We start from the raw sequence: 13,146 nt of genomic DNA, 5'->3' as shown, positions 1-13,146 counted from the left end.
TTATAAATCAGGCTGCTCATGCAGTGTGATGCATGGAATGACATTTTTCCTCGCCCGAAAGGGCAATTTCCCTTATAATGCGCGCCTCGAAAACCGAGCAATTTGCTAAAAGAAATAAAAGGTGGAGAAGAACATGTCCTCTCAAACTCCGGTTGTAACCGTAGATGGACCGAGTGGTGCAGGTAAAGGCACTTTGTGTATGTTGCTGGCGAAAAAGTTGGGTTTCCAACTCTTAGACTCTGGCGCGATTTATCGAGTACTTGCACTGGCTGCTATTCACCATGGTGTTGATACTGAGTCTGAGGACGCACTTGTCCCATTGGCTACACACCTAGATGTTCAATTTATCGCTGAAGGTGACTTGGTTAAGGTTATCTTAGAAGGCGAAGATGTCTCCGGTGAGCTTCGTAAAGAAGAAACGGGTATGGCTGCATCTAAAGTCGCTGCGCTACCACGTGTTCGTGAAGCATTATTGCGTCGTCAGCGTGCCTTTGAAACGGCACCAGGTTTGGTTGCTGATGGCCGTGATATGGGAACCGTTGTATTCCCACAAGCACAAGCGAAAATTTTCCTTGATGCGAGCGCAGAAGAGCGTGCAAATAGACGCCTTAAACAGTTGCAAGATAAAGGGTTAGATGTTAGATTTGCTGACCTTTTAAGCGAGATCCAAGAGCGTGACGATCGCGATCGTAACCGCCCAGTGGCGCCACTACGCCCTGCAAAGGATGCGCTTGTGCTAGATTCTACGTCGATGACTATCGACGAAGTGGTAGAAAAGGCACTACAATATATCGAATCGAAGCGAGTTGAGTAACGATACTCAACTAGGCTAAGAGCGTTGGTCGCAAGGATGATGACTGGCGAATTTAATAACCCCATGCGGTAGGATACCCGTGGACGTTTAATTTATTGAAGATTAAATAAATGACTGAATCTTTTGCTCAACTCTTTGAAGAGTTTCTAAACGAAACAGAATTCCAACAAGGCAGCATCGTTAAAGGTACTGTAGTAGCTATCGAGAACGGTTTCGTTCTTGTTGACGCTGGTCTTAAGTCTGAATCTGCTATCCCTGCTGAACAGTTCAAGAACGCTGCTGGCGAACTTGAAGTTGAAGTTGGTGCTGAAGTAGACGTAGCTCTAGACGCTGTTGAAGATGGTTTCGGTGAAACTCAACTTTCTCGTGAGAAAGCTAAGCGTCACGAAGCTTGGATCGTACTTGAGAAAGCTTACGAAGAAGCTGAAACTGTTGTTGGTATCATCAACGGTAAAGTTAAAGGCGGTTTCACTGTTGAACTAAACGGTATCCGTGCTTTCCTTCCTGGCTCACTAGTAGACGTACGTCCAATCCGCGACACTGCTCACCTAGAAAACAAAGAGCTAGAGTTCAAAGTTATCAAACTTGACCAAAAACGTAACAACGTAGTTGTTTCACGTCGTGCAGTTATCGAATCTGAGAACAGCGTTGAGCGTGACGAGCTTCTAGAAACTCTACAAGAAGGTTCTGAAGTTAAAGGTATCGTTAAGAACCTTACTGACTACGGTGCGTTCGTTGACCTAGGTGGCGTTGACGGTCTTCTACATATCACAGATATGGCTTGGAAGCGCGTTAAGCACCCATCTGAAATCGTTAACGTTGGTGACGAGATCCAAGTTAAAGTTCTTAAGTTCGACCGTGAGCGTACTCGCGTATCACTAGGTCTTAAGCAACTAGGCGAAGATCCATGGGTAGCAATCGCTAAGCGTTACCCAGAAGGTCACAAACTAACTGGTCGCGTAACTAACCTAACTGACTACGGCTGCTTCGTTGAAATCGAAGAAGGCGTTGAAGGTCTAGTTCACGTTTCAGAAATGGATTGGACTAACAAGAACATCCACCCATCTAAAGTTGTTAATGTTGGCGACGAAGTTGAGGTTATGGTTCTTGAAATCGACGAAGAGCGTCGTCGTATCTCTCTAGGTCTGAAACAGTGTAAAGCTAACCCATGGCAGTCATTCGCTGAAGCACAAGCTAAAGGCGACAAAGTTACTGGTAAGATCAAGTCTATCACTGACTTCGGTATCTTCATCGGTCTAGAAGGCGGCATCGACGGTCTAGTTCACCTATCTGACATTTCTTGGAATGTTGCTGGCGAAGAAGCTGTACGTGAGTACAAGAAAGGCGACGAGATCTCTGCAGTTGTTCTAGCAGTAGACGCAGAGCGTGAGCGTATCTCTCTAGGCGTTAAGCAAATGGAAAACGACCCATTCAATGCTTACGTTGCAGACAACAAGAAAGGTACTCTAGTTAACGCTACTGTAACTGCTGTTGACGCTAAAGGTGCTACTGTTGAAATCGCAGAAGGCGTTGAAGGTTACATCCGTGCTTCTGAAGTATCTCGCGATCGCGTAGAAGATGCTTCTCTAATCCTAAGCGCTGGTGATGTTGTTGAAGCTAAGTTCACAGGTGTAGACCGTAAGAACCGCGTAATCAACCTATCTATCAAAGCTAAAGACGAAGCTGAAGAGCAAGAAGCAATGGCATCTATCAACAAGCAAGATGACAATGCATTCGGTAACGCAATGGCTGACGCTTTCAAAGCAGCTAAAGGCGAATAATATACTCGCTTAAGCAAAAAAGGAGCCGCAAGGCTCCTTTTTTATATTTATTGCAATAAAAGTAGTAATACTAATATCGGTAAACTATCTTAATAAAAGACATTTCTTCAATGCATACTTTGCGTAAAAATTGTCTAGAATTACGAGCAAGTGTTTGTTGGAATTAGTATTACTTACTATAATGAGTGAGAAAGATACTCAAAGAGGGCAACTATGACTAAGTCTGAACTGATTGAAAGACTCTGCGCTGAGCAAACGCATTTATCAGCGAAAGAGGTAGAGGATGCTGTAAAAGATATTCTAGAGCACATGGCCTCTACATTAGAGAGTGGTGACCGTATCGAGATCCGCGGCTTTGGTAGTTTTTCTCTTCATTACCGTGAGCCTCGCGTAGGTCGCAACCCTAAAACTGGTGATAAAGTGGAACTAGACGGTAAATTCGTCCCACACTTCAAACCAGGTAAAGAACTTCGTGAGCGCGTAAATATTGGCTAATGCTCTCTGATTAGTTTGAAAAAGCGGCATACTTTTGTGTATGCCGCTTTTTTATAATATGTCCAGTAAGACCAATTCCAGTCATTATCTCATCGTTATTGCTGGTTCAAATCGCTGACAACTGCATTAGAACTTTTGTCATTAACACCGCTGGTTACTGCAAGTTCTTCCTTGTTCTAAGCGATTTCTCCTACTCAACTTTCTGATAATTAAATTATTGGTATTAGTGTCAATTATCTCAACTTGCCTTACTCTGGACGGTTTATCGTGCCATAAGTTGAATGTTTATCTATCCAGATTGCTATTAACTTCGATTGTGTGTCTACAAACCGGGTTTCTTGAGGTTACTTGGGTATAGATTATTGCTAATATACGTGGTCTGAAGAAACATTTTACTGCATAATCTGACCTACTTACTCCTCTAAGGGTGATGTAATATGAAAATTATAAAAATCGTTGCTATTTTCGCTCTCTTTTTAATTGCACTAGCATTAGGCTCACAAAACCAAGAGGTTGTGACCTTTAACTATCTTTTAGCAAAAGGAGAGTTCCATCTATCAACGCTATTAGGCGTGGTATTTGTGGTTGGTTTTGGCTTGGCTTGGGTTATCTTCGCTAGCATCCAACTAAAGACTCAACTTCAAGTTCGACGTCTTAAGAAGAAACTGAAAAAGTACGAGCCAGCTAACGCAGAAACTGCTGCTAAGCCTGCTATCGACAAACAGGCATAAGGATAAGGCTTCACTTTAATGCTTGAACTACTCTTCTTGTTATTGCCTATAGCTGCTGCGTATGGCTGGTATATGGGGCATCGCAGCGCTCAACAAGACAAGCAGAAGCAATCACATCAAATTTCTCGTCAATATATGACGGGTCTGAACTTACTGCTTTCTGATCAATCAGATAAAGCAGTAGACCACTTTATTGAATTGCTCCAAGTAGATAACGAAACCATAGATACCCACCTTGCGTTGGGTAATCTTTTTCGTTCTCGTGGAGAAGTCGACCGCGCAATTCGTATTCACCAAAATCTTATTTCCCGCTCGGGTCTGACTCTAGACCAGAAAAATCTCGCCCTTCAGCAACTTGCTAAAGACTACATGGTTTCTGGTTTTCTGGATCGTGCGGAAAAGATATTTGAACAGTTAGTCGAAGAGCCAGAACATCGAGAAGGTGCACTTCAGCAGCTTGTGACCATTTACCAGCAAACGCGTGAATGGGAAAAAGCGATTCACTACGCTAACCAGCTAGCAAAAATGAGTAATAAGCGCTCTAGAATGCGAGCGAATATTGCTCACTATTGGTGTGAAATTGCCATGCTAGATCAAGCTGATGGCAATAAGAGCAAAGCGGTTCAGCATTTCAAAAAAGCACTCTCGGAAGACCCAAAATGTGTGCGTGCCAGTATTGCTTTGGGCCGTATGTATTTAGAGTCGGAAGATTACAAACAAACCATTAAATACTTAACTTCAATCCTGGAGCAAGACAAAGACTTTATTAGCGATGTTTTGCCTACGATTGCAGAGTGCTACCACCACTTAGGGCAAGAAGATGAGCTGGTGGAATTCCTTCGGGCTTGTATCGATAAGAAAGCCGGAGTGTCAGCAGAATTAATGCTGGCACAGCTGGTTGCGCATCACGAAAGTGTGGGCGCAGCACAGGAGCTGTTGACCAAGCAGCTACTGAAAAATCCGACCATGAAAGGTTTCTACCGTCTGATTGATTACCATATTGCAGAGGCGGAAGATGGTCGTGCAAAAGACAGTCTTTCAACCTTACAAGCCATGGTTGGTGAACAGCTAAAAGTGAAACCTCATTATCGATGCAGAAAATGTGGTTTTTCTACTCATTCCCTGTATTGGCATTGCCCGTCTTGTAAGGGGTGGGGAACGATCAAACCAATCCGTGGATTGGATGGTGAGTAATTTTAGTGCAGCTGGCAGGTTTTCTGTCCGCTGCATTTTTTTAGAAAAAAGAAAATTTTAGGAGATGAAATGATCGACCAAAAAGTTATTGTCGCACTGGATTATGATAACCAAGCTGATGCGCTTGCGTTTGTAGATCGCATTGATCCTGCGTCATGCCGTTTAAAAGTCGGCAAAGAGATGTTTACACTATTTGGTCCTGATTTCGTACGTGAGCTACACAAACGTGGTTTCTCTGTATTTTTGGATTTAAAATTTCACGATATCCCAAATACTTGTTCGAAAGCCGTGCGTGCGGCCGCGGAACTGGGTGTTTGGATGGTGAATGTTCATGCAAGCGGCGGTGAACGTATGATGACAGCATCTCGTGAGATTCTGGAACCATATGGTAAAGATCGTCCGTTGCTGATTGGTGTAACGGTACTAACCAGCATGGAACAGAGTGATTTGGCAGGTATAGGTTTGAATGTTGCTCCTCAAGAGCAAGTGATCCGCCTTGCAACACTAACGAAAAACTCGGGTCTTGATGGCGTAGTATGTTCTGCGCAAGAAGCTTCAATGCTGAAAGGCGAGCTAGGCAAAGAGTTTAAGCTGGTGACACCTGGTATTCGTCCTGCTGGTTCTGAGCAAGGTGACCAGCGTCGTATCATGACACCAGTAGACGCGATTCAAGCTGGATCTGACTACTTAGTTATTGGCCGTCCTATTACTCAGGCGAGTGATCCTGCTGCGGTATTGAAGTCAATCAATGACAGCCTAGCGAACATGTAATTACTAAACGCAATGATTGTATTATTGATTTCAAAGGTGGGGCAGTGATGTCCCACCTTTTTCTATTTACTCGATTGGTATTGGATCTGCTAGCCTAAGTTGGAGTGTTTAGGTTTAATGCTCTACGGTCAATCGACTTTGGACTAGGGCATAACACTATGTCGGTCACAATTTCATAACATAAACCGCTGTGATAAACAGAAAATGCAAGCGGGTGTTATTGATGGGTTGCGTTACAAATAGGTTACTAATACTATGACGGAGATGCATTTACTGCGTTGTAAGGTCTAGGATGACCTGGTGAATCTCTTTGAAATTAATGCAGAAGTTGGCAGGACGTCGCTTCGTATTATACTTTTTTACTTTCCTGTCTGCGTAGGGCTATTCTCGCAGATCTTGTGAGCTTCACTCACGGTCTTCCTTGTATCTACCTTAGATCGCAAATCATAACAAGGAAGAAAAATGACCAAGAAACTGCCATTTTCAGTATTAGCAATACTAACGGCGACCAGTTTTCAGCTGAATGCGGCTGAATTGCCAGCCAATATTGAATGGACTTCAAACAACAATGAGCCTCTGTTCGCTTCAGAAGAAGCGGTTCATGGCGGCACTTATCGCACTTATATTCAAAGCTTCCCACAAACATTACGTAGTGTTGGCCCTGATGCAAACTCAGGCTTACGCCAATACCTGATGGATGGTACGCCAAAAATGGCGCAACGCCATCCAAATACGGGCAAATGGATTCCGCAACTTGCTAAGGCATGGGGATTTGGTGAAGATAATAAAACGGTTTATTTTCAGCTAGATGAAACCGCAAAATGGTCGGATGGTGAGAAGATTACTGCCGACGATTACGTCTTTATGATGCAGTACTACACATCGAAAGACATCATTGACCCTTGGTACAATGACTTCTTTACCAACAGTATCGTGAGTGTCGAAAAGATTGATGACTACACCATCCGAGTGAACCTTGCTGTTGCTCAAAGCCATGACTCCCTGATGGTGATGATCAATATGCCTAGTAATGGCTTCCAGCCTCGTCCGAAACATTTCTTCGAAGGTGAAAAAGACGAAAATAATGATGGCATGCCAGACAACTTCGTACGCAAATACAACTTCAAAGCGGAACCAACCGCAGCCCCTTACTACTTGGATCAAATCAAAAAAGGTAAAAGCGTTACCTTTAAACATGTTGGTGAAGACTGGTGGGGTTACAACAATCGTTACTACAAGAACCGTTACAACGTAGATAAAGTACGCATTACCGTCATTCGTGACCCGGATATCGCGCTTAAGCACTTTGAAAAAGGAAATCTAGATTACTTTGAAATGGTGCTACCTAACTATTGGCACGATAAGACCAACACCGATGTTTATAAAAACGGTTATATCGAGAAATATTGGGGTTTCAACCAAGCACCACAAGGTGCTGGTGGTGTTTGGATGAACACAGCAATGCCATTGCTTGATAACCTTGAAGTGCGTAAAGGCATCATGGTTGCGACCGATTTTGACGGTATGATTGAGAATATCATGCGCGGTGACTACTCGCGTAAGCCACATGGCCTTGGTTTTGGCCATGGTGAGTATGACGATCCGAATAATGCACCACCGAAGTTTGATGTAGCTGCAGCCGTGAAACATTTTGAGAAAGCCGGGTTTGATACTGTTGGGGCGGATGGTATTCGTGTGAACGACAAGGGCCAGCGCCTGAGCTTTGCGATTACTTATGGCTACAACTCCTGGACGCCACGCATTGCTTACCTCAAGGAGCAAGCGAAGTTGGCAGGTCTTGAATTTACCTTAAACCTGGTAGACGGTTCATCTGCGTTTAAATATATCCTGGAGAAGAAACATCAACTGGCTTTCTTGAACATGGGGTCGGGTGAGATTCCAGCATACTGGGAATACCTCCACTCAGATAATGCGAACAAACCTCAGACGAACGCACACACTAACTTCAGCAGCCCAGAGCTGGATAAGTTGATTGAGGCGTATGACTCAGAATTTGATCAGCAAAAACGTTATGAACTGTCCCACCAGATTCAAGACTATGTGACCAAAGCAAATATTATTGTCCCTGGTTACATGGTGCCTTATTCACGTGTGGCTCATTGGCGTTGGGTGAAAATTCCAAAAGATGGCATGACAAAAGCGACAGAATGGGTCCTTCATCCAATGGATATTGGTAACTTCTGGATTGATCCTGACGTGAAAAAAGAAACGGAAAAGGCGATGAACGACGGAAAAACATTCCCTGAAGTTAGCGTTGTTGATGACCGTTACAAGTTGTAGTTTTAGCTTCAACTAAAATGTAAGCCCTGTCTCAAAGAGATAGGGCTTTTTACTTTTCGCTACGCGTCTTGTTATCTAACCAAATATGAAGCTTCGAGAAGATAGGTTTTTACATCGCCTAAAGAAGAAAATGCTTGGTCGATGGCTTTGAAACGCTCATCGATAGAATCACTAGAGATGATGTTAACAAACGTTGTAATCGAGAAAGCTTCGTTGGCTTTAAAAAAACGATGCACATTTTCTAGCTGAACTTTATGAATATGCTCAACCTTATTTAGTGCATTGGTTAGGTCTGAGATTGTGATTGACATTGCTACTCTAATTCTTATTCGTGGTCGAAAACCAACCCGTTGTTGGCGGTCTACATTTTCCGCTAGAGTAGCATCAGCATGCTGAAGATGGACTGACGAAGATCAATGTGTTCTGTTCACCACGGTGTATTTAGTTAGATAATGATATTTATTCTTATTCCGTATATTTGCTATTTAAATGAGTAAATAGACATTTAATCTATCTTTCATATTAATTCCAGTTACTAATGTCATCCCCATTTTTACTATATTTTTTTAACTCGATTTAATGTTGCGCCTGCATGACAAAAATATGAATCTTGGCAAGATTGTGGTCTTGGTTAGGATATTTCTACGTCACACATTTAATTTTGTTTTGTTACTAACTATTTCAGAATAACCTAGAGTAATATCACAACATAAAGTATTTAATCTGTCTCATAAGTTATATTTTGTTAATAAACTTTACATATCAATAGATTATGACTAATTTTTAAAGATGGATTTTTGGGTTTGATTTTATGAAGTACTTAGTTACTGGAGCCGCCGGTTTTATTGGTAGCGCAACGGTGAAAAAACTCAATGCTCAGGGACATGAAGTCGTCGGTATTGATAACATCAATGATTACTACGATGTCGAGCTAAAACACGCAAGGTTAAGTTTTATCAAGAATCCGTCATTTCGATTCTTACAAATTGATATTTCAAATAGGGCGGAAATGGAAGCTTTATTTGAGAAAGAGAACTTTGATCGGGTCATTCATCTTGCTGCACAGGCTGGCGTTAGATACTCACTTGAAAACCCTCACTGTTACGTTGAATCAAATGTAACCGGCTACCTGAACATACTAGAGGGTTGTCGTCAGAATAGTGTTCAGCACCTGGTGTACGCCTCTTCTAGCTCCGTTTATGGCTTGAATAGTAAAGTCCCTTTTGCAACGTCTGATAGTGTCGACCATCCCGTATCTCTATATGCCGCGACGAAAAAATCGAATGAGTTAATGGCGCATTGCTATTCTCATTTGTATCAAATTCCTACTACTGGATTACGATTTTTTACTGTCTATGGCTCTTGGGGACGTCCCGACATGGCACCATTTATCTTCACCAAAAAGATACTTGACGGGGAATCGATAGACATTAACAACAACGGTGAGTTGTGGAGAGACTTTACACATATTATCGACATCGTTGAAGGTATCGTTCGCATAGCCGATGTCATTCCTGCCCAAAATGCTCAATGGCAAGTAGAGACGGGCTCGCCAGCGAGTAGCTCTGCGCCGTTTGCGGTTTACAATGTCGGTCACGGGTCGCCTATCAACCTGATGGACTTTATATACGGGATAGAAAATGAGCTCGGCATTGAAGCGAAAAAGAATTTTCGGGATATGCAGCCCGGTGATGTTTATCAAACGTACGCAGATACCGAAGATCTTTATGCAGTAACGGGGTACAGACCTGTGGTATCGATACAAGAAGGTATTGCAGAGTTTGTTTCTTGGTACCGAGAGTTTTATAACAAGTAAAAATAAAGTAAGGCTATAGGGCTTGTCTTTATAGCTTGCTATGACAAGGTTAGAGTGAATGTTGCCGAGTATATCAGTCGTTATTCCTGCTAAAAATGAACAAGGGAATATCGGGAAGTTAGTGAAAGAAATTCATGATAGCTTGAAGGCTTATCCAGAAGTAGAAATTGTGATTACTGACGACGGAAGCACAGATAACACAGTGCAGGAAGCCCTTGATGCTGCGCAGGAGTGTGGTTGTAATCTCCAAGTTGTTAGTCACGAGCAAAGTTGCGGACAAAGCACCGCAGTTTTGACGGCGGTTAAACACGCAAAAGGTGAGTGGATTATTACCTCTGACGCAGATGGTCAGAACGACCCGTCTGACATGCCAAGCATGTTAGAACTCGCAGCTAAAGTGACTAATCCGCATTTTTGTATTGCGGGTTACCGGGCGAAGCGCTTGGATACGGCTTGGGTTCGCTTTCAGTCCAAAGTCGCTAATAAAGTGCGTCATACTTTATTGGGTGATGGTGTGCCCGATTCCGGTTGTGGTCTCAAAGTTATTCCCAAAGCGACTTACTTACGTCTACCTTACTTTGATCATATGCATCGTTTTCTCCCTGCATTGATTAAGTCGCTTAATGGTGAAATTGTGGTTCATCAAGTCGCGCACCGAGACCGAGAAGCAGGGACGTCAAACTATAATGCCTGGAATAGAGCGTGGGTTGGTATCGTTGATTTGTTTGGTGTGATTTGGTTACAAAGACGCACTAAAAATCCACTGGTTAAAGCGGTGAGTGTTGCAGGTACAGAACAACAAGAATGAAGTGGCTGAAGCTTTTTTTATTAATTGCTGTCGGGGTTCTGATTGCGAATCAGCTTGATAACCCCGTCTTGGTGCATTTAACGGATAAAAACTGGCTAGTTGGTTATATCCAACAAAATGGTATGACGGGAGAGCTGGTGGTATTCACTTTCAGCGTTATATTTTTATCCTTAAGTGGGCCTAAGCAAGCAATCGCACTCGTGTTTGGGTATTTATATAATATAAACCTAGGCGTGGTTCTGACATTATTAGCCTGTGTTGTCGGTGCCACATTCAATTATTATTGCGCTCGGTTTATCTTCGCCAACTGGTTATATAGTCATTTCCCTAAAAAAATGATCAAATTCAATTCATTCGCCAGCCGAAAACCATTTTATAAAATCTTGCTGTTGCGTTTGTTCCCTATCGGAAATAATGTTGTCACTAACGTTTTATCGGGCAGCGTGCGAGTTCCTTTTTTTGCTTTCCTTTCTGCAAGTGTACTTGGCTATCTCCCACAAGTGATTATATTCGCGCTAATGGGAGCAGGTATTCAGTCATCAAGTAATACAATGATATATCTCAGTATTTTCTTTGGTGTTGTCAGTGCTTTACTGACTGGTTTTCTGTATAGAGATCATATTAAAAGCCGCGTTGAACTATTAAATATGGAAGAGGAACTATGAATCCTGTTGTTGCGAAGTCCAGGCAAGTTTGGCAAAACGAAGACTATTACCAAACGCTCTGCTTCTTATTGATCCTCGCTATTATCATTATTTTTTCTGGAATTGGCCTACGTGATCCTTGGCCTGCAGATGAACCTCGTTTTGTCGAAGTTGCTCGTGAAATGGTTCAATCAGGTAACTGGTTTTTCCCGATGCGAGGAGGAGAGCTTTATCCGGATAAACCGCCAGTATTTATGTGGTCAATGGCGGCCTTTTATTGGCTGACTGGCAGTATAAAAGCGACCTTCATGTTGCCCAATGCGATTGTTAGCCTGGTCGCATTAATTTGTTGTTATGACATTTCGGCAAAACTGTGGAATGTGAAAACTGCTCGTAGTGTCGGCTTTTTATTACTGCTGGCTCCGCAATTTATTATCCAGTCTAAAGCGGCTCAAATTGATGCTATGGTCGCGGCTTGGATTACCATTGCGATGTATGGGCTGTTGCGACATTTCTTTGTAAAGACCAGTTGGGGATGGTACGGCGTTGCGTGGATTTTCATGGGGCTGGGCATTATAACGAAAGGTGTTGGCTTCCTGCCTGCCTTGTTCTTAGTGCCAGTTTTGTTGCTTCATTTTACGGGCAAACATCGATTCGAAGATGCAGTCTCCTGGAAACTGCTGCTTGGTCCCGTGTTTATGTTAGCAACCATTGCATGCTGGCTGTTACCAATGATTTCGATTGTTGAGATAAGCCACAACCCGGATTTTGCAGCATATAAAGATAATATCTTGTTTAAGCAAACGGGAGAGCGCTACGCAAATTCTTGGGGACATATTAAGCCTTGGCACTATTTCGTCGTCAGTGTCATTCCGGTTATGTGGTTCCCGCTTTACTTTATCTTCTTTAACAAGAACTTCTGGAAACAGTTACGTTTGTCGCCTGCACTTATCAGTGTGCTGTCGTGGATTGTACTGGTTATCGTATTCTTTAGTATCAGCCCAGGGAAACGAGGTGTATACATCTTGCCAGCACTACCAATGATGGCGATTTTAGCTGGCTATGCCTTTAGTCATCAGTCTTGGCCTTCATGGACAAGTAAAGTGCTAAAAGCTCTGACACTAGTTCTTGGCGTGGTTCTTTTTGTGGGTGCAGTGCTGGTAGCGCTGGAGGTGAAAGCAATCACCAAACATTTAGACGATTACGATTCGGCATTACCTTTCGCGGCATTCTTTTTAGTCGCGGCAATAATATGGGGAATAGCTTTCTTCAAATCTCGTACGGTTCCTGCCATTGGCGCGTTTTGGGTAGCGCTGTCACTAACATGGGTTTGGTACAGCTTTGCGGGTTACATGCTGCTCAATCCAATCCGTACGCCAGCAAAAGAAATAATGGCGCAAGCTCATAAGGCGATTGGTGAGGATGGGGAGTTGGGGCTTACTGAGTTTAAAGAGCAGTTTCTACTATTCTCTCCAATATCATTAACGCACTTCAGTTATTTATCTGATCATATAGAGCAAGAGCGCAATGCATGGCTATGGATAAATGAAAAGCCAAATCGTTACATTCTTACCCATGATGGTCATGAGAAGCTTTGTTTTGATATCAATAAAGCGAAGTCACTTGGTAACGCACATCGTAAAGACTGGATGTTATTGAATGAAGAGAGTGCGCTGGACGATTGTGAGCCACCTAAAACCATCAAACGTTATGAGTTACATGTCGTCGAGCCTTACTCATGATAGGTAGTCGGTATATATAGAAAAGGGGAGCAATACGCTCCCCTTTTTT

At 42.9% G+C, this 13,146-nt stretch carries 12 protein-coding genes; 11 read left to right on the top strand and 1 reads right to left on the bottom strand.

The genetic code is table 11. The features are described 5' to 3' along the window. Positions 1–133 precede the first annotated feature (133 nt). From cmk to VER99_RS09260, 7 genes are all read left to right on the top strand, one after another. On the top strand, positions 134–814 hold the full coding sequence (cmk, locus tag VER99_RS09290; protein WP_014232468.1) for a (d)CMP kinase: 681 nt from the start codon (positions 134–136) through the stop codon (positions 812–814). A 110-nt stretch (positions 815–924) separates the two neighbouring features. Next, positions 925–2,595 carry a 30S ribosomal protein S1 gene (gene rpsA / locus VER99_RS09285; protein ID WP_014232467.1) on the top strand — a complete coding sequence of 557 codons (1,671 nt, stop codon included), beginning with the start codon at positions 925–927 and terminating at the stop codon, positions 2,593–2,595. A 213-nt stretch (positions 2,596–2,808) separates the two neighbouring features. Continuing rightward, positions 2,809–3,090, top strand: a complete 282-nt coding sequence (gene ihfB / locus VER99_RS09280; protein ID WP_014232466.1) for an integration host factor subunit beta — start codon at positions 2,809–2,811, stop codon at positions 3,088–3,090. A 437-nt stretch (positions 3,091–3,527) separates the two neighbouring features. After that, positions 3,528–3,821, top strand: coding sequence for a LapA family protein (locus VER99_RS09275; RefSeq protein WP_014232465.1), 294 nt, complete (start codon positions 3,528–3,530; stop codon positions 3,819–3,821). 18 nt (positions 3,822–3,839) lie between these two features. Further along, on the top strand, positions 3,840–5,015 hold the full coding sequence (gene lapB, locus VER99_RS09270; protein WP_014232464.1) for a lipopolysaccharide assembly protein LapB: 1,176 nt from the start codon (positions 3,840–3,842) through the stop codon (positions 5,013–5,015). 69 nt (positions 5,016–5,084) lie between these two features. Next, a complete protein-coding gene (gene pyrF, locus VER99_RS09265; protein WP_020335616.1) occupies positions 5,085–5,786 on the top strand; it encodes an orotidine-5'-phosphate decarboxylase in 702 nt (233 codons plus the stop codon). 462 nt (positions 5,787–6,248) lie between these two features. After that, entirely contained in the window at positions 6,249–8,087 is a 1,839-nt protein-coding gene (locus VER99_RS09260; RefSeq protein ID WP_020335615.1) for an extracellular solute-binding protein, read from the top strand. A 71-nt stretch (positions 8,088–8,158) separates the two neighbouring features. Here the strand turns inward: VER99_RS09260 and VER99_RS09255 are convergent, their stop codons facing one another. Further along, on the bottom strand, positions 8,159–8,398 hold the full coding sequence (locus VER99_RS09255; RefSeq protein WP_014232461.1) for a hypothetical protein: 240 nt from the start codon (positions 8,396–8,398) through the stop codon (positions 8,159–8,161). Positions 8,399–8,898: 500 nt separating this feature from the next. Between VER99_RS09255 and VER99_RS09250 the strand changes: the two genes are divergently transcribed. Genes VER99_RS09250 through VER99_RS09235 form a run of 4 tightly spaced genes read left to right on the top strand, consistent with a single transcriptional unit; the run spans position 8,899 to position 13,097 of the window. Continuing rightward, positions 8,899–9,903 (top strand): NAD-dependent epimerase, encoded by a 1,005-nt coding sequence (locus VER99_RS09250; RefSeq protein WP_020335614.1) that lies wholly within the window; start codon positions 8,899–8,901, stop codon positions 9,901–9,903. A 58-nt stretch (positions 9,904–9,961) separates the two neighbouring features. Next, positions 9,962–10,711 (top strand): glycosyltransferase family 2 protein, encoded by a 750-nt coding sequence (locus VER99_RS09245; protein ID WP_014232459.1) that lies wholly within the window; start codon positions 9,962–9,964, stop codon positions 10,709–10,711. Continuing rightward, entirely contained in the window at positions 10,708–11,376 is a 669-nt protein-coding gene (locus VER99_RS09240; RefSeq protein WP_020335613.1) for a TVP38/TMEM64 family protein, read from the top strand. The genes VER99_RS09245 and VER99_RS09240 overlap by 4 nt, the downstream gene beginning before the upstream one ends. Continuing rightward, positions 11,373–13,097, top strand: a complete 1,725-nt coding sequence (locus tag VER99_RS09235) for an ArnT family glycosyltransferase (RefSeq protein WP_020335612.1) — start codon at positions 11,373–11,375, stop codon at positions 13,095–13,097. Before VER99_RS09240 ends, VER99_RS09235 begins: the two co-directional genes overlap by 4 nt. Positions 13,098–13,146 lie beyond the last annotated feature (49 nt).

The organism is Vibrio natriegens NBRC 15636 = ATCC 14048 = DSM 759, assembly GCF_035621455.1.
Taxonomy (GTDB): Bacteria; Pseudomonadota; Gammaproteobacteria; order Enterobacterales; family Vibrionaceae; genus Vibrio; species Vibrio natriegens.
The sequence above is the reverse complement of the archived record's forward strand: the minus strand, read 5'-3'. Positions and strand labels throughout refer to the sequence as shown.